Here is a 25,400-nt window from a genome sequence, read left to right as displayed (position 1 = left end):
TCCCATTTGCCATTTCCGCAAGAACCCTTGCCGTTCTTTCATTGTGCCACTGAACTGGAGGCATGACCCAACACCCCGAACACTTCGACGCGATCGTCATCGGCGGCGGTGCCGCCGGCCTCTCCGCGGCTCTCATGCTCGGCCGCTCCCGCCGCAGGACCCTCGTGGTCGACTCCGGCCTCCCCCGCAACCGCTTCGCGGCACACATGCACGGCGTACTCGGCCACGAGGGCATCGACCCCACCGACCTGCTGCGCAAGGGACGCGAGGAGCTGGCTACGTACGACGTGGGGATCCGTCCCGGGCGCGTCGCCCGCCTCGACGAGACCGAGCACGGCGTGAGCGTCCTCCTGGAGGACGGCGAGCGGCTCACCGGCCGGATCGCGATCGTCGCCACCGGCGTCACCGACGAGCTTCCCGGCATCCCCGGCCTGGCCGAGCGCTGGGGCGCCACCGTCCTGCACTGCCCCTACTGCCACGGCTGGGAGGTGCGCGACCGGCGGATCGGCGTCCTGACCACCTCACCGCTCGGGATGCACCAGGCGCAGCTCATCCGGCAGTGGAGCGACGACGTCGTCGTCTTCACCGCCGGGCTAGGCCCACTCGAGGAAGCCGACGAGCAGCGGCTGCTGTCGCGCGGGATCACCCTCGTGACCTCTCCGGTCACCGAGGTCCTCGGCGAGGGCGACCGGGTCACCGCGGTGCGCACCGCGGACGGGCTGACCACCGAGGTCGGCGCCATCTTCACGGCCGGCACTCTGCGCCCGCACGACGACTTCCTGACCCACCTCGGCCTCGACCGCTCCGACACACCGGTCGGCAGCTTCCTCGCCGTCGACGCGACCGGCAAGACCAGCAGCGACCGGATCTGGGCGGTCGGCAACGTCTCCAACCCGATGGCCAACGTCCCGATCAGCATGAGCGCCGGCACCATGGCCGGCAGCGTCGTGAACATGACCCTGGTCACCGACGACTTCGACCGCGCGCAGGCCGAGCCCGCCGCGGTGGACTTCTGGCAGGAGAGGTACGCCGGCAGCGACCGCATCTGGTCCGGCAAGGTCAACACGGTGCTCGGTGACATCGCCTCCGGCATCGAGCCCGGGACGGCCCTCGACCTGGGCTCCGGGGAGGGCGCCGACGTGATCTGGCTGGCGCAGCAGGGCTGGCGAGCCACCGGCATCGACATCTCCGAGAACGCCGTCACGCGCGGACGCGAGGCCGCGGGGGCTGCCGGGCTGAGCGAGGACCAGGCGAGGTTCGTGGTCTCCGACCTCTCCTCGCCGGCCGACCTCGACGGGAGCTACGACCTGGTCACCGCCAGCTTCTTCCACTCCCCCGTCGAGCTGCCGCGCACCGACATCCTGCGGCGCGCGGCCGAGCTGGTGAGCCCGGGCGGACACCTCCTGGTCACCTCCCACGCGGCCGCACCCCCGTGGGCCGACGCGGCCGCGCACGAGCACCGCTTCCTCGACGCCAAGGAGGAGCTGGCCGAGCTCGGCCTGCCCGAGGAGAGCTGGGAGACGGTCGTCCTCGAGCACCGGCACCGTCCCGTGACCACCCCGTCCGGCGAGGAATCCACCCTCGAGGACGCCGTGGTCCTGCTCCGTCACCGGTGATCGCCAGGTGGAGCGTCAGGCGGCGCCGCAGCTCTCGGTGAGGAACTCGCCGAGGCGCTCGTAGGCGAGGTTCTGCGCCTCGCCGCGCTCCAGCGGGTCTTCACCGCGGCCGGTGCGCAGAGCGTCCTCGATCATCATCCGCACGCCCTCGACAGCGGCCGCCGGCGTACGTTCCGGGACACCCATCGACTGCAGGCTCGTCGCCGCCAGACCGAGCGCGGTCTCGTTCTCGTCGTTCGGGGTGGACATCTGGGTCGCGTGGGCGTTCGCCATGGTCTGTACGGCGCCGCAGAACTCCTCCAGCGAGGCGACCGGCCCCGCGGCGACCGGAGCGGCCGACGAGGGCGCACCCGAGGGGGCGGAGACCGCCGGAGCGTCTCCACCGCCGAGGTCGCGGGTGAGCACCACGACACCGATCGCGACCGCGATGAGCACACCGACGATGAGCGCACGCGGCGGGTGCGGGAGTCGGTCCCGCCAGGTCGGCTCACGCTGCGCCTCGGCCCGGCGGGCGGGGTTGCCGGAGCGCCTCGGGTCACTCGGGGCGCGACTCACCGGGGCGCTCACTGGTAGGTGTTGGCCGGCGCCTCGCGCGGCTCGACGGAGGCGGCCTCGATGGCCGTCTCCGACTTGCCGCCCGGCGCGGTGCCCTCGACCCAGCGACCGGTGACCGCGACCCAGGAGTCGCGCTCCGGGGCGTCGTCGTAGTCCTCGACCCGCACCCGCGAGGCGCTCGCGTCGGCGGCGCAGCAGGCGATGGCGATGCGGGTCACGTACCAGTTGCCGCTCTCGTCGGTGCTGACGAAGCCGGTGAGACGTACGTCGCGGTCCTTGATCGTCGCGCCGTCCTCGACCCCGGCACGCCACATGAACTCGGCGACCTCGACGTCGACAGGCCCGTCGGACGCGGGCAGCGGCAGGATCTCGGCATCGGGGGCCGCCGCGACCGGGTCGTCAGCACGCCGCTCGGCGAGGTAGGCGCCCAGCGACGGCGGGCTGGCCACGAAGACGATCACCCCGGGAATGATCGCCAGCCAGGTCATCGCCGGGACCTTGTGGTCGTGGGCATCGTGGTCGTCGCCGCCCTCGCCGTCGTGCTCGCCCGGCGCGGGGCGCAGCAGCATCCACACGGTCAGCCCGAGCAGCACCACGCCGGTGGCGACCAGCGGCCACTTCATCCAGCCGGTCACGTACCTCAGATAGCCGTCGCCGAGGGAGAGCCGCAGCAGGACCGCCCCGAGGAAGCCGACGACCAAGGCCTGAGTTGTACGTGTCACAGCAGCCACCATCCGATGCCGACGGCGGAGGCGACCGCCGTGATGATCACCAAGGGTACGAAGCGAAGCGCGAAGCCCATGCCGAACTGGCCGGCCTCCATCGAGGCGAGCTTGATGTCCATCGCCGGACCGACGACGAGGAAGACCAGCTTCGCGGTGTCGGAGAAGGCGGTGAACGAGGCCGCGACGAAGGCGTCGGACTCCGAGCAGAGCGCCACGATGAACGCGAACAGCGCCAGCGTGGCGATCCCCAGCACCGCCTGACCCGCGACGGTGTTGACCACCGAGCGGGGTACGAAGGTGTTGACCGCCGCGGCCAGCATGGCGCCGAGCACCAGGAAGCCGGACGCGTGCAGGAAGTCGTGGCTGACGTTGCCGAGGAACGAACGCCCGTGGGCGTGCTCGTCGCGGCCAAGGTTGGTCAGCCGCTCGAGCAGCAGCTTGCCGCGGGCGAGCATGATCCAGCCGACCGCGACCGCCGTGATCAGCGACGCCAGGAAGCGCGCCAGCACCATCACCGGCTGGCCGGGGAAGGCGACTGCGGTCGAGACCAGCACCGCCGGGTTGACCGCGGGCGCGGCCAGCAGGAACGTCAGCGCGACGGCCGGCGCCACCCCGCGGCGGATCAGCGAGTTGGTCACCGGCACCGCGGCGCACTCGCAGCCCGGCAGCCCGATCCCGGCCAGGCCGGCGACCGGGACACCGAGCGCCGGGCTCTTGGGCACGATCTTGCTCAGCGCCTTCTCCGAGAGGAAGGTCGAGATGACGGCGCTGAGCAGCACGCCACCGAGCAGGAACGGAGCCGACTGCACCACGATGGCGACGAAGATCGTGCCCCAGGTGTTGAACAGGTCATGGTCCAGCAGCGGCAGCAGCCACCGTTGGGAGAGCAGGATGACGAGCAGGACGATCGCCACGACCTCTGTCTGCCCCAGCCTGAACCCAGGCTTCTCGGCTGTCCGCACTGGGGTCTTCGTACTCATGGAGCAGGTTTTTAGCACAGCCCGATGACGGCCGGGTTGCGCCTCGCCGACTCGGAACGATTCTCGTTAGGAACTCACCAGCTGGACTTGGTGATCCCCGGCAGATGCCCCTTGTGCGCGAGCTCGCGGAACCGGATCCGGGACACGCCCGCCTTGCGCAGATAGCCCCGCGGCCGGCCGTCGACCTGGTCGCGGTTGCGCAGGCGTACGGGTGAGGAGTCGCGCGGGAGACGGGACAGGGCGCGGACCGCCTCGGCCTGCTCGGCCGAGCCCGGCTCGGCGGTGCGGATGCGCTCCTTGATCTCGGCCCGGCGTGCTGCGTACCGCTCCACGATCTCGCGGCGCTTGGCCTCGGCCGCGATCTTGGACTTCTTGGCCATCAGACGCATCCCCCTCGGGCGAGCATCTCGGCGACGACGGCGTCGATGCCGCGTACGTCGATCCGCTTGATCGCCTGGGTGCTGAGCCGCAGCGTGACCTTCCGACCCAGGCTGGGGACGTAGTAGGTCTTCTTCTGCAGGTTCACCTCCCAGCGTCGCCGGGTCGCCTTCTTGGACCAGGGGCGGTTGTTGCCGAAGCCGGGGCGGGCTCCGGTGACCTGACACGTGCGTGACATGGCAGCCTTTCGTCTTATTGGGAATCGTTCCCATTATGGCACAGGCGCCGCATGCGGTGTCATCGACCGCCCTGCTGACGGTGCCACTGGGCAGGGGATCCATACCGATACCGACTAACATGACGCCCATGGCACCAACCCAGCAGGTCAAGCGGCGCGCAACCAACCAGGGCGCCGCGGTGAAGGAAGCTCTCGCCGCCGAGGACACCTTCCGCAGCGCCCAGGACGTCTACGCCACGCTGCGAGCCAACGGCGAGAAGATCGGCCTCTCCACGGTCTACCGCCACCTGCAGATCTTCGTCGACGACGGACTCGCCGACGTGATCCACAAGCCCGACGGTGAGTCCACCTACCGGCTGTGCGGCGACGCGTCCACGACCCATCACCACCACCTGGTCTGCCGCAGCTGCGGCAAGGCCGTGGAGATCGAGGGCCCGGCCGTGGAGACCTGGGCCGACAAGGTGGCGGCGCAGAACGGCTTCACCGACGTCAACCACACCGTGGAGATCTTCGGCCTCTGCGCCGCCTGCGCCGCCTCCTGACTCAGCTGCGCCGACGCACCGCGCCCAGCGCGACGTCGACCATCAGAAACGCGATCAGACTGATCCCCAGCAGCGGGACGAACCAGCCGACGAGCGCGGTCACCGCGATGCCGCCCACGAGCACGGGCACCGGCAGCCGGCGCCAGGCGCCGCGCGGCACCGGCCGGCCGAACCGCAGCCGGCTCGCGCCGCGTGGCCGCCGCAGCCACCACATCCGGTAGCCGAGCAGGGTCATCACGATCAGCCCGATCGCCAGCGCCGCGAGCGCCAGCTGGTTGGCGATGCCGAACAGGATGCCCATGTGGGCGCCGATGACCCAGTCGGTCAGCTTGGCCATGACCGGCCAGTCGGCGAAGTCGACCCGGTCCAGCATCTTGCCCGTGGCGGGGTCCACGCTGATCGCGTCGTAGCCGGTCGGCCAGTCGCGCTTGTTCTCCGCCGCCGTCCATGCGCTGGCGCCGTCGGCCGGCGGAACCAGGTAGAGCGGGTCGCCCAGCCCGGCGTCCCGCGCGGCGGCGAGGACTCCGTCGACACCGGCCCCGTCGGAGAAGACCGCATCAGGGTCCTCGACGCCTGCCGCCGGCCCCGAGGAGCCGTGGTGCGCGTGCTCGTCCGAGGCGCCGCCGGTGTGCAGGGATGTGGCCGGTGTGGGCTCGGTCCACGACAGCGCGGTACGCACCTCGCCGATGTTCGCCCCGGCGAAGCGTGACCAGGTCAGCCCCGAGACCGACAGCGCCAGTACGCCCAGCAGGACCCACACGCCGATGACGGCGTGCCACGACATCACCCGGGAGCGTCCGGTGGCCGCCGGGTCGGGCGTGGCCAGCCGGCTCATCCGCCGGTCTCGGCGTCCCTTGCCGATCCACAGCATCAGCCCGCCGAGGGCCACCACCCACAGCCAGCTCGCGGCGAGCTCGCTGTAGTGGCGCCCGAAGGCGCCCAGGTGGAGGTTTGCGGTGCAACTCGTCGAGCCAGGCGCGGAAGCCGAGCCACTGCCCGTAGCTGCGTACCTGGCCTTCCACACCGGCGGTATAGGGGTTCACGAAGACCGACATCGCATAGTCGTCGGGCACGGTCTCGTCGGCGAAGACCACCCGGGTGCTTCGGTCCGCGGCGGGCGGCACGTCGACGCGGAGGATGTCGCCGTCGGGGTGGCTGGCGCGGGCCGCGGCGACCTGCTCGGCCAGCGTTGCCTGATCTCCTGACGGGGTGACGTGGGTCAGGTCGCGGTAGGCGATCTGCTCGACCTGCGGGGCGATCGTGTAGAGCAGCCCGGTCACCGAGGCGACCAGGATGAACGGGGCGACCAGCACCCCGGCGTAGAAGTGCAGCCGCAGCACGAGCGGACGGATCATCGGCCACCAGCCGGGCCCGGGGCTCGACGGCTCGATCTGTGACTCTGCTGGAGGGGCGGTCTGGAACTGCGTCGGAACGGACATTCGAGGTTTCTCTTCTCGCGAATCTTCGGGTACGCAAGACAGCCACCGGGACTCACCCGGTGGTGCTCGCAGAGGGATCTCAGAGGCCGGCCGGCCTCGGCGGTCCCCTTCGCGGAGAGACATGGGCCCACAGGGCCGGTCGTGGGACGAACTGTGTTGACTCGGCGAGCAGGCGGCCGGCGACCGCGACCCGCGGCATCGGGAGGCTGCGTACGGCAACGGCGAGGGCCTTGCGGTGCAGCACCCAGACGACGACGGAGAGGACGGCGGCGCAGGCGTGGGCCAGGAGCATCGCGGCGCCGTCGGCGGAGCCGAGCGAGGTGCCGACTGCGTGATGGTGCTCGGCGCCGGGGGCCGCGGAGAACGCCGCGAAGACCTCGTGGAGCCCCAGCTGGGACAGTCCGGCCAGGACGGCACCGGCGAGGAGTCTGACCCGGCGCTGCAGCACCACGATGCCGGCGCCGAAGACGGCCAGGGCCGCCGCGGCCAGCCAGCCGGCGCTCGGCAGCGCGCCGCCCGCGGCCAGGTGGGCCAGGGCCGCACCGGTCATGATCTCGAGCGTGGCGAGCAGGGAGAGCGACACGCTTCCACGCGTCGGCCTCACCACTCGCAGCTCCACGCGCAGCACCGTATCCCGACGGCGCGCTCAGAGCTCGTTGGCCGCGCCCTCGACGAGGAAGGTCGGATACTGACCCTGGTCCTCGTCGTCGGTCGGGATCACCGGGCTCACCGGCGTGCACGCGAGGGTCCGCACCTCGCAGCTGACGACCTGCTGCGCGCGCAGTACGTTGAGGGCGTCCTGGTCGATGCGCTGCGCGACGCCGAAGAACGTGTCCTGGTCACTCCACCCGGCCAGCGTGAAATGACCCCAGGGAGCATCGATCGGGCGTTGGTCCCCGGTCGCTGCGTCGTACGCGACGGCCTGGGTGGGCCACTCGCTGGTGTCGAAGATCGTGCTGCGGTCCGGGGAGAGCAGCCCCAGCCCGGACAGCCAGGTGTCGGCCACCTCCCGGCGCCGGCCCTCGCCTTCGAGATAGACGTGGAAGCCATCGGGGAAGAGGGTCTCGGCAAAACCCTCGTAGACCTCCCCGTCGGGGCCCTCGCTCGCCTGCGTCGTGGAGCCGTCCTCGAGATCGATGGTGGTTCGGTCGAAGAAGAGGCGCTCGTCGCTCACCCCGATCAGCAGGGGCATGATCTCGCCATAGAGATCTGCCAGATCGGCGCCGCCGTCGGGCTCCTGGTCGGGAGTTCGGTAGAGCTGCTCACCGGTGCGGGTGTCGAACGCCGCCACCTGGAGCACATGGGTGCCGAACTCGTCGGTCGGGCCGCGCGACTGGTCCACCGTCGCGAAGACCGAGCGATCCGCCGACACCGCCAAGTTGCCCCAACCGACCTTCTCGACCTTCTCGGTCTCGCCCTCGGCGCTGGTGAACCACAGCGTCTCGCCACGCATCCAGTAGGCGCCGGTCGCGCCCAGCACGAACTGGTCCACGCGATCACCGAGGTCGACCGTCCGTTCCCCCACGTGCAGGGTGCCGTCGGCGTACCAGGCCGGCGCGGTGGCGTCCCACTCGGTCGGTCCAACGGGCAGCGAGAAGGGCTGCTTGCCGCCGCCGCTCGCGGTCGGGCTCTCGCATCCGGCCATCGAGAGCGAGACGAGAGCGCCGGCGACGACGGCCCAGCGCAGGTTCATCGAGCCTGCTGGACCGGCGTGTGGTTGCGGGCGAGGAGCCAGATCATGGTGCCGTAGCAGGCGATCCGCAGCACCCAGCCGAGGCCGGTGCGGAGGATGCCGAGGGCGAGGATCGCCCAGTCGCGGTCGATGGTCCCACTCCAGGCCAGGAACCAGATCGGGCCCTGGATGGCCGCGCCGATCGCTCCGGGAGCCAGGAACAGCCAGGTCAGCCGCGAGCACAGCTTGACGATCTGCTTGTCCTGGTGCCACTCGAGCGGATCGCCGCTGGCGACGCCGATGAAGAAGCCGAAGATCGGCCAGCCGATCAGGCACAGGCCGCCGACCACGACGGTGTAGCCGAGGCTGATCAGGATGCCGGGCAGGAAGTAGGCCAGCGCCTGCTCCTCGGCCGTGCCGCCCATGGACTGGGCCAGTCGCACCACCGCGAAGCCGATGAGGATGCCGAAGATGGCGTTGCCGACGTACTGCAGGCTCGAGCGCTGCACGAGCCGGACCAGCAGGAAGGCCGCGGCGGTCGCGGCCGAGGCGATCAGCGCGACCTTGAGGTCCTTGAACACCAGCCAGGCGATGGTGAAGACCAGGCCGGGTACGCCGGCCTCGAGCATGCCGCGCACACCGCCCAGCCCGGCCGACATCTGGCGGCGTACGACCGCCTCGACGGTGTCGACCGTCGGATGGTTGTGGTCGTGCTCATCGCCCTGGCCGTCGGCAGGGGGCTCAGAGGTGGGGCTCACGTGTGGTTGGCTCACTCGTTGGGGTCCGGTATCAGCTCGTAGCGGGGGTTGAACATGATGCGCTGGCCATCGGTACGGCCGATGCGGCCCTGCACCTGCAGGGACCGGCCCGGGCTGATCCCAGCGATGCGCCGGCGTCCCAGCCAGATGAGCGTCAGGGTGCCGGAGCCGTCGAACAGCTCGGCCTCCAGGGCGGGGACACCGCCGCGGGGCCGCAGTGTGATCGTACGCAACGTCCCCCGCAGTCGCACCGGCTCACGGTCGGGCGCGTCGGCGATCGAGGCGACATCCTTGGCGACGTAGGCCGCACGGATCTCGCTCGCGTCGATCGAGGCGGTGTTCGCCCACTCACTGAGCTTCGCGCGCAGCCGGCCCTTGGACACTACTGGCTCACTTCTCCACGCGACGCGCGTTGGGCGGCAGCTTCACCTCGAGCGCCTCGCCCTTGGGCTTGGCCCCCTCACCGCGACGCACGACGACCCGCTCGAGGAGCTTCTCCCACTCCTTGCCGGCGGTCGGCTCCATCGCGGGACGGCCCATCATGGTGGCACGCAGCATCCAGCGCGGGCCGTTGACGCCGATGATGCGGGTCTGCTGGACGGCCGGCTGGCCGTCGGGCAGCTTGACCTTCATCTGGGTGATCAGCTCGGTGCCCCACGGGCCCTCCAGGTCGGCGGTCGCACCGCCGCGCTGCTGGACGTCCTCGCGCAGCATCGGCAGCGACTCGGTCCACAGGTCGCCGTTGCGGGGCGCGGCGAAGGCACGCAGCTCCATGGCGCCGTCCTCGGCGGTCAGCATCACGGCCGCGATCTGCCCGGACTTCTCGTCCACCTGCAGGCGCAGCTCCTTGCCCGGCGCCGGCGCGAGCATCATCGAGCCGAGGTCCACCCAGTCGCCGGTGATCAGCCCGTCGGGGACGGAGTCGATGTCGAACGGCCCGACCTCTGGAGCAGCCGGCACCGGCCGCTCGGGAGCCATCGGCCCGTCCTCGACCGGTGCAGATGGCTCTCCCCGGTGGGAGGGCGTGGACTTGCGACGGAACTTCACGACCATCTGCTTTCAGGTTGCGGTGATTCTCTGAGGAGACTTATCTAACACTGATCCCTCAGCGCTTGGAGAAGCCCCCTGTAGAACCGTATCCCCCATCTCCACGAACGGAGTCGGGCAATTCGGAGACCTCGACGAACCGAGCCTGCTCGACGCGCTGGATCACCAGCTGGGCGACCCGGTCGCCGCGGCACAGCTCGATCGCCTCGACAGGGTCCAGGTTGATCAGCGCCACCTTCACCTCGCCGCGGTAGCCGGCGTCGACGGTGCCGGGGGCGTTGACGATGGACAGCCCGTGCTTGGCGGCCAGCCCGGAGCGCGGGTGCACCAGGCCGACGTACCCCTCCGGCAGCGCCATCGCGATCCCGGTCGGCACCAGTGCGCGCTCCCCCGGCTTCAGGCTCACGTCCACGGTCGTCCGCAGGTCGGCTCCGGCATCGCCCGGGTGGGCGTACGCAGGTGGCGGCAGCTCGGTGTCGAGACGGACCAGGGCTACTTCTAGATCAGACACAACCCGCACCCTAGATGCTCTACGGCTCACCCGATTCGTGACTCCCTTGACCGACGTGAAAAACTCACGATTCGTGAGCACCCCGGCGTACGACGAGCGACTGACCGTGCCGCTGCGGTGGTGGGTCCAGGGCGTCATGTTCCTGGCGACCCTGTGGATCGCGGTCATCCTGTGGGTTCCGGCCGCGCTCGCCTGGGGCATCACCGCGGCGATCGTCGGCCTGTTCGCGCTGGCCATGATCGTCTACGGCAACGCCAGGATCACGATCGCCGACGGCGTCCTGCGTGCCGGGCCCGCCCGGATCGAGGCGCGCTTCCTCGGCGAGGCGGTCGCCCTCGACGAGGCCGAGGCACATCACCTGGCGGGGCGCGACGCCGACGCCAGGGCGTACCTGCTCCTTCGACCCTACCTCAAGCGCGCGGTGCGGGTCGCCATCGACGACCCGGCCGACCCGGCGCCCTACTGGCTGCTCTTCACCCGCCACCCGGTGGCGCTCGCGAAGACCGTCAACGCGCTCCGAGCGAGTCTCTGAGCGGCAACCTCCCGGCCATGGCCTAGGCTCGAGTTATGTCCAAGTCCACCAAGGCTGACAAAGCCGACAAGGCTGACAAGGTCTGGGCGATCATGGCCCTCGTCAGCGGAATCGGGGCCGCAAAGGTCACGAACAAGGTCCTCTCCACCGGCTGGAAGGCGTCCACCGGACGCAAGCCACCGGCGAACCCCGCCGACCCCGACATACGCCTCGTGGAGGCCGTGCTCTGGTCGGCTGCAACCGGCGCCACCGTCGCGCTCGCGCGGATGTTCGCCCAGCGGCGTGCGGCCAACTACTACGTCAAGTCGGTCGGTCGGCTGCCCAAGCAGCTGGAGAAGGACGAGCGCTGAGTCAGCAGATCCTGAGATAGCAAGAAGGCCGCACGGGTTCCGTGCGGCCTTCCTCTTTCGGCCTGGCTCGCGCCGGGCTTTCCGCCGAGTCGGCGCGTTTGCACAGAGCGCTTGCTAGCGCAAGCTATGCAAACCCGCCGACTCGGCGGCTTTTGACTGCGATTCACGCGCAGTCGAAACAGATCATCTTCTTCTCGTCAGCCAACTGGCTGCGGTGGTGGACCAGGAAGCAGCTCATACAGGTGAACTCGTCCTCCTGCTTCGGCTTGACCTCGACCGCGAGCTCCTCGTGGCTGAGGTCAGCTCCCGGGAGCTCGAACGACTCGGCCGCCTCGGCCTCGTCCTCGTCAACCTTGCCCGAGTTCTTGTCGTGACGACGAGCCTTGAGCTCTTCGATGCTCTCCTCGGACTGGTCCTCTTCATTTTTACGCGGTGCGTCGTAGTCCGTCGCCATATGCGCCACTCCCCTTCTCACTCATCTTCAGTCCCCCCGCGCGCCCCCGAGGGCAGCGGCACGGCCCGTGATTGTGCACCATCAACGCGGATTTCGCACACTCAACCGGATCCGCGTCGCCGAAACGTTCTGTCATCTGGCGGTATTCCCTATCACGGGTATAGATGAGCATCGAGTTTCGGGTGGGTGAACGCGGCTGTACCGACGGGGCTCCGGGACCTTCCCGGCCCCCGGCCGGTCATAGATCTACATCAACCAGCGGCTTTCAGTCGGGTACGACACCCGGGAGCGAGTCAACTGGCAGAAAACCGGCCTGAACAGCAGCTTTCCGTAGTTCATCGTAGCCGTGGGCTGGTGCCACGATCACGAACCGGCGACCGCCGATGCCGGTCGTCGCCTCCCAGCGAGCACCGGCGGCTTCCGCGACCAGGCCGGCCGCGGCATGGTCCCACAGGTGCAGCCCCTCCTCGAGGTAGCCGTCGAGCGTTCCCTCGGCCACCCCGCAGATGTCCAGGGCCGCCGAGCCGATGCGACGAACGTCACGTACGACCGGCAGGAACCGGACCAGTGCTTCGGCCTGAACCCGGCGGAGCTCGGCGTCGTAGGAGAACCCGGTGGCGATCAGTCGCTGCCCGAGCTCGGCGGGCTGACGTACGCGGATGGGCTCGCCGTTCTTGACCGCGGCGACCGATCCGTCGGGCTGCCGGAAGGCGGCGTAGAGGGTGCCGCGGGGCACGTCCACGACCGCACCGGCGACGACCTCGCCGGCGTACTCGGCCGCGATCGAGACCGCGTAGCTCGGCAGGCCGTAGAGGAAGTTGACGGTGCCGTCGATCGGGTCGACGATCCAGCGAACCCCGCTGGTGCCCATCGTCTCCTCGCCCTCCTCACCGAAGAAGGCGTCCTCCGGACGCTCCTGGGAGATCAGCCGCCGGATCAGCGCCTCGGTGTCCCGGTCGGCCTCGGTGACAACATCGGTCGCGGTCGACTTCGTGGCCGCCACCTCGACCACGCCGGCGGCCCGCTCGCGAACGAGATCGGCGGCCGCGCGGGCGGTCGCCACCGCGAGCGCGAGCAGGTCTCCGGCCTTGGGAATTGGGCACTGCGGTGCGGGCTGAGCCGGCGCTGGATGCTCTGTCATGGGGCCGACCCTATGCCGCGGCTGATCACCTGATCACTCGGAGTACTGGGGCGAGTCCTCTCCGGACAGGGTCGGCAGCGGCGAGCGCTGGTTGAAGCAGCAGCCTGCCGGGCAGCGGTCGGGCCCGGGGCCCAAGTCACCCACGGTGGGCCGCTCAGGGGCCCCTCCGCGCTCTGCGGCGGCGCGTTCGAGGAGCAGCTCGCGTACGGCAGCCACGAAGCGCGGGTCCTCCCCCGCGGTCGGGCTGCGGCGGGCGTGGATGCCGAGCTTCTCAGCGGTGGCCATGGCCTCGGTGTCGAGGTCGTAGACGACCTCCATGTGGTCGGAGACGAAGCCGACCGGGCACATCACCACGGCCGCGACGTCCTTGCCCGCCAGGTCCTCGAGATGGTCGTTCACGTCCGGCTCGAGCCACGGGATGTGCGGCGCGCCGGAGCGGCTGCAGTAGACGAGGTCCCACTCGTGGGTGACCCCACGCCGCTGCGCGACCTGCTCGGCGATCACCTTGGCCACGTCGAGGTGCTGGGCGACGTACGCGTTGCCGTCGGGGCCGGCGTTGTCGTTCATCGAGGTCGGGATCGAGTGGGTCACGAAGAGGATCCGCGCACCATCACGATCGTCCTCGGGCAGGTCCTCGAGAGAGGCGAGTACGCCGTCGACGACGGGCGCCACGAAGCCCGGGTGGTTGTAGTAGCGCCGCAGCTTGTCGAGCACCGGCGTCTGGTCGACTCCACCGGCGTTGTCGCACGCCTCGAAGAGGTTCTCGCGGTACTGCCGGCACGAGGAGTAGGACGAGTAGGCGCTGGTCGCGAAGACCGCCGCCCGCTTGATCCCGTCGGCCCGCATCTGCGCGACCGTGTCGCTCAGGTAGGGGTCCCAGTTGCGGTTGCCCCAGTAGACCGGCAGGTCGATCCCGTTCTCCGCCAGGTCGCTGCGCAGCGCCGCCAGGAAGGCCCGGTTCTGGTCGTTGATCGGCGACTTCCCGCCCCGATCGAAGTAGTGCTGCCCCACCTCGACCAGCCGCTCCCGCGGGATCCCCCGCCCCCGGGTCACGTTCTCCAGGAACGGCACCACGTCCTCGGTCTTCTCCGGCCCCCCGAAAGAGACGAACAGCAGGGCATCGTAGGGAGAGACATCCACCCGCCCATCATATTTCACCGTCTATGCCACAGACCAAACGCCCGCCCCTGCTGGTCGAGCCGCGAGGCCGCCCGCGGCCGAGCGTGTCGAGACCAACACGGCCCCTGTCGCGGTCGATGGGATTGTCTCGACACGCCTCCGCCTAAAGACTCCGGCGGCTCGACCAGCGGGGCTACTCGACGACGGAGGAGTAGGCCACTACGCCTCGTTTGATCAGGTCCATGGTCTGGCGTGCGGTGCGGCGGAGGGGGACGTCGCCGGCGGCGTCGGCGACCTGGCCGCAGAGGTCGATGAGCTGCTTGACCCAGCGGACGAAGTCGCCGGCGGCGAGCTCGACCTCGCTGAGGACGTCGTCGAGCTCGTCGCCCTCGGCCCAGCGGTAGGCGGCCCAGGCGAAGCCGAGGTCGGGCTGGCGGAGGAAGTCGAGCTTGTGGTCGCGCTCGAGGGCGTCGAGCTGGCCCCACAGCCGCACGGTCTCGGCGATGACGTCCTTGACCCGGCCGCCGGGGAGGCGGGGCGGGGTGGCGTCGTCGGAGCGACGAGCCTCGTAGACCAGCACCGAGAGGGCGGCTGCGAGCTCGGAGGGGGTCAGGTCGTCCCACAGCCCCTCGCGGAGCGCCTCGGCGGCGACCAGGTCCATCTCGGAGTAGAGCCGCATCAGGCGGGTGCCGCGCTCGGTGACCGTCTCGCCCTCGAGGTAGTCGAGGGCGACCAGCACCTCGCAGACCCGGTCGAAGGTGCGCGCGACGGTGTTCGTACGCGCCTCCACCCGGCGACGCAGCGTGTCGGTGTCGCGAGACAGCTTGAACCAGCGCTCGGCCCAGCGGGCGTGGTCCTCGCGGTCGGGGCAGTCATGGCAGGGATGCATCTTCAGCTCGCGCCGCAGCTCGGAGATCTGGGTCTCCACCGAGCTCTTGCGCTCCTTGCGGGAGGTCGGCGACCCCTCGTACGGCACCGGACGCAGATCGAGGGTCTTCTCCCGCAGCCGCGAGGCCATGTCGCGGCGCATCTGCGGGTTGCGGCCGTTGAACGACTTCGGCACCCGCAGCCGGGTCTGGGCGACGATCGGCACGTTGAAGTCCATCATCGCCAGGCGCCGGGCCTGCCGGTCCTGGGTGATCACGTAGGGACGAGGACCGTCGGGATCAAAACCCGGGTCGAGGATGACGGCATAGCCGGCGAACTTGCCGGTCGGCACGTCGATCACGTCACCGATCTTCAGCTTCGAGAGCGACTCGATGATCTCCTCGCGGCGGTCGGCGCGCCGCTCGCGGGAGGAGGACTTCTCGACGTCGGAGATCTTGCGGCGGATCGCGGCGTACTCCATGAAGTCTCCGCGGTCGCACGTCGCGGCCTCCTGGTAGCCCTCGAGCGCGTCCTCCGCCTTGCGCACCTGGCGGGCCAGCCCGACGACCGCCTTGTCGGCCTGGAACTGCGCGAACGACTGCTCCAGCAGCTCGCGCGAGCGCGCCCGGCCGAACTGGTGCACCAGGTTGACCGCCATGTTGTACGACGGCCTGAAGCTCGAGCGCAGCGGATAGGTACGCGTCGAGGCGAGGCCGGCGAGCTCGCGCGGGTTGAGCCCCTGCTGCCAGAGCACGACGCCGTGGCCCTCGACATCGAGGCCACGCCGGCCGGCGCGGCCGACGAGCTGGGTGTACTCCCCCGGCGAGAGGTTGACGTGGGCCTCGCCGTTCCACTTCGAGAGCTTCTCGATGACCACCGTGCGGGCGGGCATGTTGATGCCCAGCGCGAGCGTCTCGGTGGCGAAGACGGCCTTCACCAGACCGCGCAGGAACAGCTCCTCGACGACCTGCTTGAACGCCGGCAGCAGCCCCGCGTGGTGGGCGGCGACGCCGCGGCTGAGGCCGTCGATCCAGTCGTGGTAGCCGAGGACGTGGCGGTCCTCGTCGGGCAGGTCGGCGCAGGCCTCCTCGACGTAGGCGATGATCTCGTCACGCTCGTCGGGCGTGGTCAGCCGCAGGTTTGCCTGGATGCACTGGCCCACCGCGGCGTCGCAGCCGACCCGGGAGAAGACGAAGTTGATCGCGGGGAGCAGGTTGTCGCGCTGCAGGGCGGTGATGACCTCCACGCGCGACGGGATCCAGACCCGCCTCCCGTTGCCCACGCGCCGGTTCCCGTTGCCCTTGCGCTTGTCCTTGGGCGTACGCCGGTCGGTCATCCGTCCGGCCGCCCAGTCGTCGCGCGCCAGCCTCATCAGCTCGCCGTTGACCGGGGCGCCCTCCTTGACGAACCCGGCCGCGGCGTCGACGTCGGAGGAGGCGAACAGGTCCATGATCCGCCGGCCGGCCATCACGTGCTGGTAGAGCGGCACCGGCCGCTTCTCCTCGATGATCGTGGTGGTCTCACCACGCACCGTGGTGAGCCACTCGCCGAACTCCTCGGCGTTGGAGACGGTCGCGCTCAGCGAGACGACCGAGACCGACTCGGGCAGGTGGATGATGACCTCCTCCCAGACCGCGCCGCGGGAGCGGTCGGCGAGGTAGTGGACCTCGTCCATGACCACGAACCCGAGACCCACCAGGGTGTGCGAGCCCGCGTAGAGCATGTTGCGCAGCACCTCGGTGGTCATCACCACGACCGGCGCCTCGCCGTTGACGACGTTGTCGCCGGTCAGCAGGCCGACCTGATCGGGGCCGTAGCGCTTGACCAGGTCGTTGTACTTCTGGTTGGAGAGCGCCTTGATCGGGGTCGTGTAGAACGCCTTGCGGCCGGTCGCGAGCGCCAGGTGGATGGCGAACTCACCGACGATCGTCTTGCCCGACCCGGTCGGCGCGGCGACCAGGACGCCCTTGCCCTCCTCGATCTCCTTGCACGCCTCGACCTGGAAGTCGTCGAGCCCGAAGTCGTAGAGCGAGGCAAAGTCCCGGAAGACGGGGTAGTCCTTGTCACGCTTGAAAGCGGCGTACTTCTCCGCTGGCGAGGCGTCCATGGTCCCGAGCCTATCGACCGACACCGACAATCAGGACGGCGGCGGCACGAGTACGCCGAGAGCGGACGGCACGCACTCGACGTCGAGCGGCAGCGGCCCGAGGCGCTCGCCGTCGCTGTAGGCGATCACGCCGGGAGCCGAGGCCTTGATCCGGCGGGCACGGATGCGCTCGAAGGCCGGATGGGTGAGGTGCTTGGCCTGGCGTACGCCCGGGAAGACGCGTAGGAACTCCAGCCGCGAGACCGGCTTGATGAGGATGGCGTCCAGCAGGCCGTCGGCGGGGTCGCACTCCGCCGCGATCCTCAGGCCTCCCCCGTACGACTCGGTGTTGGCGATCGCAAGTAGCATGGCCTCCTGCTCGCGGACCGTGGTCGCGCCGGTCGCGTCCTGGATCTCGAGCCGGTAGAGCACAGGCTTCCAGCTGCGGATCACCGACAGCGCGGCGAACGTGTAGCGGAGGTCGCCGTGGGGCCACCTCATCGCGTTGGCCCGCTCGTTGACCGCCGCGTCGAACCCGGCCGCCAAGACGGTCGCGAACCAAGTGTCCCCGCTGCGGCCGAGGTCGATGCGACGGGCGTGGTTGCGTACGACCACGTCGGCTGCGGCGAGCGGGTCTCCGGCCGGGATCCCGAGCGCCCGCGCGAAGTCGTTGCCGGTCCCGAGCGGGACGACGCCGAGGCTGACCCCGGTCTCGGCCAGTGCCTGGACCGCGACGTGGACCATGCCGTCGCCGCCGAGGGTCACGACCGTGTCGACCCCATCGGCAGCCGCCTTCCGGGCCAGCTCGAGAGCATGCTCGGCGTCGTCGCCGATCAGGTGCTCGACCGCGGCCCCCGAGGCCACCAGCCTCGCGGTGACCGCATCGAGGATCTGGTCGGCGTGGCCACGGCCGGCGGTGGGGTTGGCGAGCAGGGCGATCTGGCGCGTCACCCGGTGAAGACTAGTGGTCAGATCACCGACGGGACGTCAGGATCCCCGATCATGTCCTTGCGCTTGCTGGCCTTCCGCCTGTCGTGCGCCCGGGCGATGACCTCGGAGATCCCGAAGAGGACGACCATCGGGCCGGCCATGATCGTCATCGTGAACGGGTCACCCGACGGGGTCGCGATGGCGGCGAAGACGAAGGAGCCGACGATGATCCAGGCGCGGTACTTCGCCAGCGCAGCTCCAGGCAGCACCCCGATGCGGTTGAGCATGATCACGAAGACCGGGATCTCGAAGGCGATGCCGAAGACCAGCAGCGTACGGCTCAGGAAGCTGAGGTAGTCGCTGAACTCGACGATGTTGGTCAGCCCATCGGGGATGAATCCGAACAGGATCTCCAAGCCCTTGGGCAAGGTGACGTAGCCAAGCAGGACACCGGCCAGGAACAGAGGGCTGGCGACGGCCACGAAGATCCGCGACATCTTCTTCTCATGGGGGTGCAGCCCCGGCATCAGGAACGCCCAGATCTGGTAGAGCCAGATCGGGCTCGTGCCGATGAAGGCGGCCAAGCCGCACAGCTTCAGGTAGAGCATGAAGCCGCCCGCTGCCCCGTTGACGGAGCTGAGCGACTCGGCCCCGCTGTTCGTGTCCATCATCTCGACGGCCTTGAGATAGGGGTCCATGACGAGGCCGAAGAGCTGCTCGAAGAAGAACAGCGCGACGATGAAACCGACGACCAGAGCCAGGGCAGCCTTGATCACCCGCGCGCGGAGCTCACGCAGGTGGTCGGAGAGCGCCATCCGGCCGTCGTCGCCGATGGCGTGCTTGGGGGTGCCGCGGAAGACCGCGACAACACCGGCGATGGACAAGGTCGGCCTCAGTTGCCGGAGAGGCGCTCGCGCTCGGCCTTGATCTCGGCCTCACGACGCTCGAGCTCGGCGATCCGCTCCTGCTCGGAGGCAGTGAGCTCGGCCGGCTTCTCGGCCTTGTCGCCCTTCTCCTTCTCGTCCTCGTCGCGAAGACCCTTGGTCTCGGTCTTGAAGATACGCAGCGCCTGACCGGTGCCGCGGGCGAGCTCAGGAAGCTTGGCGGCGCCGAAGACGAGGATGACGATCGCCAAGATGATGAGCCACTCGGCTCCCTGCGGCATACCGATCAATGGAGTGAACATGAACTACCTCATCTACGTCTAGGGGGAACGCCAGAAGTCTACGCGCCCGTACGGTACAGGCCGAGTGCCTGCCGCGCAGACGCGGCAAACGATTCAGTGAACTCTGTGCTCATCTGCGCCCTTCGGGCGTCGGCCTCCACGCTTCGGGCGTCCTCAGGCAAGAGCTCGGCATGGGGCGCGAGCCGGAGCAGGAAGCGGGTGAGCCAGCGCTGGTCGTAGACCCGCAGCCCCACTTCGAGCCCGCCACCGGCCAGCTCGACCGGGTCGATCACCGAATAGTATTCACCGACCCAGCGGGCCTCGGGAGCCAGCCGCACCCGGACGACCGTGCCGTAGTCCGTACGCTCCAGCAACCCGGCCGCGTCCTCGGCGCTCGCGCCGTCCTCGGGGTCTGTGGCCACCGGGGTGTCGAGCACCTCGGCGCCTCTGATCCGGTCGAGGCGGAAGCTGCGCGGCGCCTCGGCGGTGTGGCACCAAGCGTCGAGATACTCGATGTCGCGGATCGAGACCAGCGCGCGCGGATCGATGACCCGCGAGGACTCCTCGTCGCGCGCCGGGACCCAGTAGTCGATGCGTACCTGGCGACCCTGGTCGATCGCGGTCGCGATCGCGGCATGGATCTGGACGAGCGAGGTGTCGATCAGCTCCTCGCCGGGGTCGACACGCGCCGCGGCGCCCTCGGCGGCCGCCTGCTCGAGCTTGGCCAGCGTACGGTCGACGACCTCCTTGGTCTCCGCACTCACCGCTCCGCCCCGCAGCGCGCGCAGCGCGACGATCACGGCGGTGGCCTCGATCGGGGTCAACCTCAGCTGGCGGTCGAGGTAGTCGGCGTTGGAGATCCGGATGACCCGGTCGCCGTCGGGCTCGGTCAAGGCGTCGATGTCGACGTCGATCAGGTCGTCGGGGTAGCCGCCGGGCAGGCCGCACATGAAGAGCACCTGCAGGTCCTTGACCAGCTGCTTCTCCTCGACGCCGAGGTCGGCGGCCGCCTTGTCGAGGCGTACGTCGTCCTCCTGGGAGTAGAGGTAGGGCACCAGCGTCAGCAGACGCCCGACCTGGCCCTTGGCGCCGCTCGCACCTGTCGCGGTCATCGTGCGGCTCCGTCCAGGCGCGCCACCAGCTGCTCCAGCCGCGTGCCGACCTCGCGGCGCAGGTCCTCGGGCTCCTCGACGTAGGCGTCGGGGCCGTGGCCCAGCACCGCCCCGACCAGGTCGGCGGGCACCCGGGTCAGCACCACGCGGTCCCAGTCGTCGCTGCCGTCGGGTCCGGTCACTCCGGACTCGGTGGAGTCGGCGGCCCGGCGGAGGGTGTAGCCGCTCCCCTGCCGCAGCAGCAGGACCGCCTTCCCGGTGGGCGGTGCCGGCGCCAGGGTTCGTGCGATATCGCGTACGTCCACCTCGGCCGGCACCTCGAAGGCATCGAACTCGCCGACCGCCCGAGCCTCCCCCAGGACGCGGGAGAGCCGGAAGATGCGGGTGTCGTCGCGGTCGACGTCGTGGCCGACGGCGTACCAACGGCCCGAGTAGCGCACCACGCCCCACGGCTGCAGCCGCCGATGGGACGGCTCGGCCGCCCGCGACCCGCGGTAGTCGAACTCGACGATCTGCCGGTCCTGGGTCGCCGCCACGAAGACGTCGAAGGAGCCCTCCTCAGCGGCCAGCCGCGGCTGCACGATCTCCAGCGCCGAGACATCGGTCTCGAGCCCGGCGGCGTTGAGCTTGCGTACGGCCTCCGTGGTCGCCTCCGCCATCGAGGCGTTCTCCCAGACCTTGGTGGCCAGGGCGACCACGGCGAGCTCGTCGGCCTCGAGGGTGATCGGCGGCAGCGCGAACTGCTCGGGGCTGACCCGGTAGCCGATCTCGTCCTCGAAGAAGGAGTCGATCACCCCGGTCTCGATCGGCACACCGAGGCTGCGCAACTCCTCCTTGTCGCGCTCGAACATCTTCTCGAACGCCTCACCGTGGGACGACGGGTAGAGGACCTCGCGGATCCGCTCCTTCGACACGTTGTCACGCTGCACGAGCAGCATGATGAGCAGGTTCATCAACCGCTCGGTCTTACCCGCCGCCACGGTGTTCTCCCCCTAGAGACTCTTCTACTGCGGCGCCGGGGTGGCTTCGGCCTTGACGACGTCGATGACGAAGTAGAGCGTGCTGTTGGCCGGGATCCCCGGCGTGCCGCCCTGGCCCGGCTTCTCCTCTGCACCGTAGCCCAGCTCCGGCGGGATCTGCAGCAGAACACGGCTGCCGACCTTGACGCCCTCCAGGCCGTTGGTCCAGCCCGCGACCACCTGGTTGAGGGCGAACGGCACGGCCTCCTTGCTGAAGCTCTCGTCGAAGGGCTTCTTGGCGCCGTAGGTCATGCCGAGGTAGTTGGCAGTGACCGTCTGGTCGGTGGTGATCTCCTCGCCGTCGCCCTCGGTGACGATGGCCCGCTTGAGCCCGTCGTCGGCCTTCGGCTTGGCGATGCCGGTGAAGTCGAAGCCGGTCGGCTTGCCGTTCTTCTCGACGACCTTCGGGAGCTCGGAGGCGTCGACGTCCTTCGGCGTCTTGTCGGCGGCGGGCTTCACCACGTCGACGACGACCAGCAGCGTGTCGTGGTTGCCGATGCCCATCTGCGGGTTGCCGCCCTCGCCGAGCAGGTCGGCCGAGCCGACGATGGCCTCGATCCGGTCGCCGACCTTGGCGCCCTTCAGGATGGTGCTCCACGGCTTCTCCGCCGGGAGCTCCTCACCCTCGGGCGCCTGGCTCTCGTAGGCCCACTCCTTGTCCAGGGTGGTGGCGTTGCCGATGTAGATCTTGGCGAACACGCCGCGGCCCTCCGGGATCTCCTCACCCTTGCCCTCGGTCAGCGTCTTGACCTTGGGGTCCTTGGGGTAGGCGATCGCGGACTCCCACTTCAGCGTGGGCGCCTTGTCGACCGCGGCTGAGACCGTGACGCCGTCGAAGCCGGAGACGGTCTCATCGCCGTACCCCGTCTTCTCCTCGCCGCCACAGGCGACCAGAGCCGGGATGAGCAGGGTGACGGCCAGCGCGCTCAGCGCGTGGCGCAGACGAGGCCGAGGAGCAGTGGGCACAGTGCAAACCTTCGTGACGTGAAATAGAGACAGACGACAGCGGAGCACACCATATCCGCCCGGTGGTTACCCCGCAGCGAAGCCACCCCGGCAGGGGTGTCACATGCCGTCGATCAGCCGCTGGACGCGCTCGTCGTACGCCTTGAGAGGGTCCTTGCACAGCACGGTGCGCTGGGCCTGGTCGTTGAGCTTGAGGTGGACCCAGTCGACGGTGAAGTCGCGGCGGCGCTCCTGCGCCTTCTTGATGAACTCGCCGCGGAGCCGGGCACGAGTCGTCTGCGGCGGCACCGACTTGGCCTCGAAGATCTTCAGGTCGGTGGTCGCCCGCTTGACCGCGCCCTTCTTCTCCAGCAGGTAGTAGAGGCCGCGGTTGCGGTGGATGTCGTGGTAGGCGAGGTCGAGCTGGGCGACGCGCGCGTGGCCCAGCGGAATGCCGTGCTTGGCGCGGTAGCGATCGATCAGCTTCCACTTGATCACCCAGTCGATCTCGCGGTCGACGAGGGAGAGGTCGTCGGACTCGATCGCCTTCAGGCCGCGCTCCCACAGGTCGAGGGCGGCGAGCATGGTCGGGTCGGTGATCTCGCGGCGATCCACGAACTCGCGAGCCTTGCTCAGGTATTCGTTCTGGATGTCCAGGGCACTGGCCTCGCGGCCGTTGGCCAGCCGCACCTTGCGCCGGCCGGTCAGGTCGTGGGCGATCTCGCGGATGGCGCGGATCGGGTTCTCCATCGTCATGTCGCGCAGGACGACGCCCTCCTCGATCATCCGCAGCACCAGGTGGCAGCTGGCGATCTTGAGCATCGTGGTGGTCTCGGACATGTTCGAGTCACCGACGATGACGTGGAGGCGCCGGTACTTCTCGGCGTCCGCGTGCGGCTCGTCGCGGGTGTTGATGATCGGCCGGGACCGTGTCGTCGCCGACGAGACGCCCTCCCAGATGTGCTCGGCGCGCTGGGAGACCGCGAACCCGGCACCTCGCGGGGTGTGGGTGACCTTGCCGGCGCCGACGATGAGCTGGCGGGTGACCAGGAACGGGATGAGCACGTCGGCGAGCTTGGAGAACTCCCCGGCGCGGCTGACCATGTAGTTCTCGTGGCAGCCGTAGGAGTTGCCGGCCGAGTCGGTGTTGTTCTTGAACAGATAGATGTCGCCGGCGATGCCCTCGTCGTGCAACCGCTGCTCGGCGTCGAGGAGCAGCCCCTCCAGGATCCGCTCCCCCGCCTTGTCGTGAGTGACGACCGAGATCACGTCATCGCACTCGGGCGTGGCGTACTCGGGGTGGGAGCCGACGTCGAGGTAGAGCCTCGCGCCGTTCCTGAGGAACACGTTCGAGCTGCGGCCCCAGCTCACGACCTTGCGGAAGAGATAGCGGGCCACCTCGTCCGGGCTCAGCCGCCGCTGGCCGCGGAACGTGCAGGTCACGCCGTACTCGTTCTCGATGCCGAAGATGCGCCTGTCCATACCTGAAACCCTAGACGGTCGACGGTCACTCCGGAGGCGTTCAGACGTACGACACGGCGGGGCGCGCCGTCCACCGGCACGCCGACCGCGACCCGGCGCCGGAAGGGTCGAACCTCACATCGCTCACGAAGCCGGCGACGAGGACGGCCAGCCGTAGGATTGCGGCTCGTGCCCTCACCGCTGCCTTCCTCCTCCGCCAGCAACGAACCGGGCGTCCTCGCGGCGCTGCGTTCGCCGCGGCTGCTGCGTACGGAGGTGCTGGCGGGTCTCGTCGTCGCGCTCGCGCTGATCCCCGAGGCGATCTCGTTCTCGATCATCGCCGGGGTCGACCCGCGGGTCGGGCTGTTCGCGTCCTTCACCATGGCCGTCGCGATCTCGTTCCTCGGCGGACGGCCTGCGATGATCTCGGCGGCCACCGGCGCGGTCGCGCTGGTGATCGCCCCGGTGATGCGGGACCACGGCTACGACTACCTGATCGCGACGGTGCTCCTGGGCGGCCTGATCCAGATCGGGCTGGCGCTGGCCGGGGTGGCCCGGCTGATGCGCTTCCTCCCCCGCTCGGTGATGGTCGGCTTCGTCAACGCGCTCGCGATCCTCGTCCTCGAGGCGCAGATCGTCCATATGGTCGACGTGCCCTGGGCGGTCTACCCGATGATCGCCGTGGGCATCGCCGTCATCGTCGGGTTCCCACGGATCAACAAGGTCATCCCGGCCCCGCTGGTCGCGATCGTCGCGCTCACCGCCTTCACCGTCATCGGCGCGGTCGACGTACCGAACGTCGGCGACCAGGGCAAGCTGCCCGACAGCCTGCCGACCTGGTTCCTTCCCGACGTACCTCTCACGTTCGACACGCTGCAGATCATCGCCCCGTACGCCCTCGGCATGGCGCTGGTCGGCCTGCTCGAGTCGCTGCTGACCGCCAAGCTCGTCGACGACATCACCGACACCCACTCCGACAAGACCCGCGAGGCCGGCGCTCAGGGTCTCGCGAACCTGATCACCGGCTTCTTCGGCGGCATGGGCGGCTGCGCGGTGGTCGGTCAGACGATGATCAACGTGAAGGTCTCCGGCGCCCGTACGCGCCTGTCCACCTTCCTCGCCGGGGTCTTCCTGCTCATCCTTGTCGTCGGCTTCGGCGACACCGTCGCGCTGATCCCGATGGCCGCCCTGGTCGCGGTGATGATCATGGTCTCGGTCAGCGCCTTCGACTGGCACTCGGTCCGGCCCGCCACCCTGCGGCGGATGCCGCTCTCGGAGACCGCGGTGATGCTCACGACCGTCGCGGTCACCGTCGCGACCCGCAACCTCGCGATCGGCGTCATCGTCGGGGTCCTGGTCGCGATGACCCTCTTCGCGCGCCGCGTCGCCCACCTGACCCACACGCACCGGGAGCTCGTCGAGGACGCCGACGGCAGCATGAGGGCCGTCTACCGGGTCACCGGCGAGCTCTTCTTCGCCTCCAGCAACGACCTCTACACCCAGTTCGAGTACGCCGACGACCCCGACGAGGTCGTCATCGACCTCTCCGACTCCCACATCTGGGACGCCTCCACCGTCGCGGCGCTCGACGCGATCACCCACAAGTACGCGACCAAGAACAAGTCCGTACGCATCGTCGGCCTGAACCCTTCCAGCGCCGACCGGCACGAGCGGCTGACCGGTCAGCTCAGCGGTCACTGACCTCGGCGCGGAGAATTCGTGTCGCCGACGATGTAGAGATCGGCGCGCCGGCCTCGT

The 25,400-nt window shown here is 69.6% G+C and carries 28 protein-coding genes and 1 pseudogene; 5 read left to right on the top strand and 24 right to left on the bottom strand.

Annotated features, from left to right (window positions below; genetic code table 11):
* Window positions 1-62 precede the first annotated feature (62 nt).
* Window positions 63-1,616, top strand: a complete 1,554-nt coding sequence (locus tag OH802_RS18155; protein WP_406020733.1) for an FAD-dependent oxidoreductase — start codon at window positions 63-65, stop codon at window positions 1,614-1,616.
* A 15-nt stretch (window positions 1,617-1,631) separates the two neighbouring features.
* On the opposite strand, the gene OH802_RS18150 is transcribed toward OH802_RS18155, so the two are convergent.
* From OH802_RS18150 to rpmB, 5 genes are all read right to left on the bottom strand, one after another.
* Window positions 1,632-2,171 carry a hypothetical protein gene (locus OH802_RS18150; RefSeq protein WP_406020731.1) on the bottom strand — a complete coding sequence of 180 codons (540 nt, stop codon included), beginning with the start codon at window positions 2,169-2,171 and terminating at the stop codon, window positions 1,632-1,634.
* Between the two features lie 8 nt (window positions 2,172-2,179).
* Window positions 2,180-2,893, bottom strand: a complete 714-nt coding sequence (locus OH802_RS18145) for a TIGR03943 family putative permease subunit (protein ID WP_406020729.1) — start codon at window positions 2,891-2,893, stop codon at window positions 2,180-2,182.
* The gene (locus OH802_RS18140; RefSeq protein WP_406020727.1) at window positions 2,890-3,876 is read right to left on the bottom strand and encodes a permease; all 987 of its coding nucleotides are present in this window, start codon (window positions 3,874-3,876) and stop codon (window positions 2,890-2,892) included. The genes OH802_RS18145 and OH802_RS18140 overlap by 4 nt, the downstream gene beginning before the upstream one ends.
* A gap of 74 nt (window positions 3,877-3,950) precedes the next feature.
* Window positions 3,951-4,256 (bottom strand): 30S ribosomal protein S14, encoded by a 306-nt coding sequence (rpsN, locus tag OH802_RS18135; protein WP_160023062.1) that lies wholly within the window; start codon window positions 4,254-4,256, stop codon window positions 3,951-3,953.
* Window positions 4,256-4,492, bottom strand: a complete 237-nt coding sequence (rpmB, locus tag OH802_RS18130) for a 50S ribosomal protein L28 (RefSeq protein ID WP_406020725.1) — start codon at window positions 4,490-4,492, stop codon at window positions 4,256-4,258. Before rpmB ends, rpsN begins: the two co-directional genes overlap by 1 nt.
* Window positions 4,493-4,620: 128 nt before the next feature.
* On the opposite strand from rpmB, the gene OH802_RS18125 reads away from it, so the two are divergent.
* Entirely contained in the window at window positions 4,621-5,034 is a 414-nt protein-coding gene (locus OH802_RS18125; protein WP_160023058.1) for a transcriptional repressor, read from the top strand.
* 1 nt (window position 5,035) lies between these two features.
* Here OH802_RS18125 and OH802_RS18120 read toward each other — a convergent pair whose 3' ends face one another.
* The 8 genes and pseudogenes from OH802_RS18120 to dut form a co-directional block, all read right to left on the bottom strand.
* On the bottom strand, window positions 5,036-6,058 hold the full coding sequence (locus OH802_RS18120) for a PepSY-associated TM helix domain-containing protein (RefSeq protein ID WP_406020723.1): 1,023 nt from the start codon (window positions 6,056-6,058) through the stop codon (window positions 5,036-5,038).
* A 1-nt stretch (window position 6,059) separates the two neighbouring features.
* Window positions 6,060-6,389 (bottom strand): annotated as a pseudogene (locus OH802_RS18115) (PepSY-associated TM helix domain-containing protein); the annotation flags it as partial.
* Window positions 6,390-6,552: 163 nt separating this feature from the next.
* On the bottom strand, window positions 6,553-7,092 hold the full coding sequence (locus OH802_RS18110) for a cell division protein FtsQ (protein WP_406020721.1): 540 nt from the start codon (window positions 7,090-7,092) through the stop codon (window positions 6,553-6,555).
* 27 nt (window positions 7,093-7,119) lie between these two features.
* A complete protein-coding gene (locus tag OH802_RS18105) occupies window positions 7,120-8,166 on the bottom strand; it encodes a hypothetical protein (RefSeq protein ID WP_406020719.1) in 1,047 nt (348 codons plus the stop codon).
* A complete protein-coding gene (locus OH802_RS18100; RefSeq protein ID WP_406020717.1) occupies window positions 8,163-8,903 on the bottom strand; it encodes a DUF3159 domain-containing protein in 741 nt (246 codons plus the stop codon). The genes OH802_RS18105 and OH802_RS18100 overlap by 4 nt, the downstream gene beginning before the upstream one ends.
* 11 nt (window positions 8,904-8,914) lie before the next feature.
* Window positions 8,915-9,286 carry an OB-fold nucleic acid binding domain-containing protein gene (locus OH802_RS18095; protein WP_355224876.1) on the bottom strand — a complete coding sequence of 124 codons (372 nt, stop codon included), beginning with the start codon at window positions 9,284-9,286 and terminating at the stop codon, window positions 8,915-8,917.
* Window positions 9,287-9,293: 7 nt separating this feature from the next.
* On the bottom strand, window positions 9,294-9,956 hold the full coding sequence (locus tag OH802_RS18090; protein WP_355224878.1) for a DUF3710 domain-containing protein: 663 nt from the start codon (window positions 9,954-9,956) through the stop codon (window positions 9,294-9,296).
* 52 nt (window positions 9,957-10,008) lie between these two features.
* Entirely contained in the window at window positions 10,009-10,461 is a 453-nt protein-coding gene (dut, locus tag OH802_RS18085) for a dUTP diphosphatase (protein ID WP_406020715.1), read from the bottom strand.
* 73 nt (window positions 10,462-10,534) lie between these two features.
* Here dut and OH802_RS18080 point away from each other — a divergent pair, with 73 nt between their 5' ends.
* Both OH802_RS18080 and OH802_RS18075 read left to right on the top strand, forming a co-directional pair.
* Complete coding sequence (locus OH802_RS18080) at window positions 10,535-10,993, top strand: DUF3093 domain-containing protein (protein ID WP_406020713.1); 459 nt, start codon at window positions 10,535-10,537, stop codon at window positions 10,991-10,993.
* 35 nt (window positions 10,994-11,028) lie between these two features.
* Window positions 11,029-11,343 carry a DUF4235 domain-containing protein gene (locus OH802_RS18075; protein WP_406020711.1) on the top strand — a complete coding sequence of 105 codons (315 nt, stop codon included), beginning with the start codon at window positions 11,029-11,031 and terminating at the stop codon, window positions 11,341-11,343.
* A gap of 163 nt (window positions 11,344-11,506) precedes the next feature.
* Here OH802_RS18075 and OH802_RS18070 read toward each other — a convergent pair whose 3' ends face one another.
* From OH802_RS18070 to pafA, 11 genes are all read right to left on the bottom strand, one after another.
* Complete coding sequence (locus OH802_RS18070; protein WP_040755057.1) at window positions 11,507-11,797, bottom strand: DUF4193 domain-containing protein; 291 nt, start codon at window positions 11,795-11,797, stop codon at window positions 11,507-11,509.
* A gap of 265 nt (window positions 11,798-12,062) precedes the next feature.
* Entirely contained in the window at window positions 12,063-12,938 is an 876-nt protein-coding gene (locus OH802_RS18065; RefSeq protein ID WP_406020708.1) for an inositol monophosphatase family protein, read from the bottom strand.
* A gap of 33 nt (window positions 12,939-12,971) precedes the next feature.
* On the bottom strand, window positions 12,972-14,078 hold the full coding sequence (locus OH802_RS18060) for a ferrochelatase (protein WP_406020706.1): 1,107 nt from the start codon (window positions 14,076-14,078) through the stop codon (window positions 12,972-12,974).
* 172 nt (window positions 14,079-14,250) lie between these two features.
* Window positions 14,251-17,031, bottom strand: a complete 2,781-nt coding sequence (locus OH802_RS18055; protein WP_406020704.1) for a DEAD/DEAH box helicase — start codon at window positions 17,029-17,031, stop codon at window positions 14,251-14,253.
* Window positions 17,032-17,061: 30 nt separating this feature from the next.
* Window positions 17,062-17,961 (bottom strand): diacylglycerol/lipid kinase family protein, encoded by a 900-nt coding sequence (locus OH802_RS18050; protein ID WP_406020702.1) that lies wholly within the window; start codon window positions 17,959-17,961, stop codon window positions 17,062-17,064.
* A 17-nt stretch (window positions 17,962-17,978) separates the two neighbouring features.
* The gene (gene tatC, locus OH802_RS18045) at window positions 17,979-18,824 is read right to left on the bottom strand and encodes a twin-arginine translocase subunit TatC (RefSeq protein WP_406020700.1); all 846 of its coding nucleotides are present in this window, start codon (window positions 18,822-18,824) and stop codon (window positions 17,979-17,981) included.
* An 8-nt stretch (window positions 18,825-18,832) separates the two neighbouring features.
* Window positions 18,833-19,126 (bottom strand): twin-arginine translocase TatA/TatE family subunit, encoded by a 294-nt coding sequence (gene tatA, locus OH802_RS18040; RefSeq protein WP_141804833.1) that lies wholly within the window; start codon window positions 19,124-19,126, stop codon window positions 18,833-18,835.
* A 38-nt stretch (window positions 19,127-19,164) separates the two neighbouring features.
* The gene (locus OH802_RS18035) at window positions 19,165-20,217 is read right to left on the bottom strand and encodes a helix-turn-helix transcriptional regulator (RefSeq protein WP_406020697.1); all 1,053 of its coding nucleotides are present in this window, start codon (window positions 20,215-20,217) and stop codon (window positions 19,165-19,167) included.
* A complete protein-coding gene (locus OH802_RS18030) occupies window positions 20,214-21,197 on the bottom strand; it encodes a helix-turn-helix transcriptional regulator (protein WP_406020695.1) in 984 nt (327 codons plus the stop codon). Before OH802_RS18030 ends, OH802_RS18035 begins: the two co-directional genes overlap by 4 nt.
* Window positions 21,198-21,221: 24 nt before the next feature.
* On the bottom strand, window positions 21,222-22,202 hold the full coding sequence (locus tag OH802_RS18025) for an FKBP-type peptidyl-prolyl cis-trans isomerase (RefSeq protein ID WP_406020693.1): 981 nt from the start codon (window positions 22,200-22,202) through the stop codon (window positions 21,222-21,224).
* 99 nt (window positions 22,203-22,301) lie between these two features.
* On the bottom strand, window positions 22,302-23,663 hold the full coding sequence (pafA, locus tag OH802_RS18020; protein ID WP_355021337.1) for a Pup--protein ligase: 1,362 nt from the start codon (window positions 23,661-23,663) through the stop codon (window positions 22,302-22,304).
* 225 nt (window positions 23,664-23,888) lie between these two features.
* Here pafA and OH802_RS18015 point away from each other — a divergent pair, with 225 nt between their 5' ends.
* Complete coding sequence (locus OH802_RS18015; RefSeq protein ID WP_406029341.1) at window positions 23,889-25,343, top strand: SulP family inorganic anion transporter; 1,455 nt, start codon at window positions 23,889-23,891, stop codon at window positions 25,341-25,343.
* Window positions 25,344-25,400: the final 57 nt, after the last annotated feature.

Source organism: Nocardioides sp. NBC_00850, assembly GCF_045207335.1.
Classification (GTDB): domain Bacteria; phylum Actinomycetota; class Actinomycetes; order Propionibacteriales; family Nocardioidaceae; genus Nocardioides.
The sequence above is the reverse complement of the archived record's forward strand: the minus strand, read 5'-3'. Positions and strand labels throughout refer to the sequence as shown.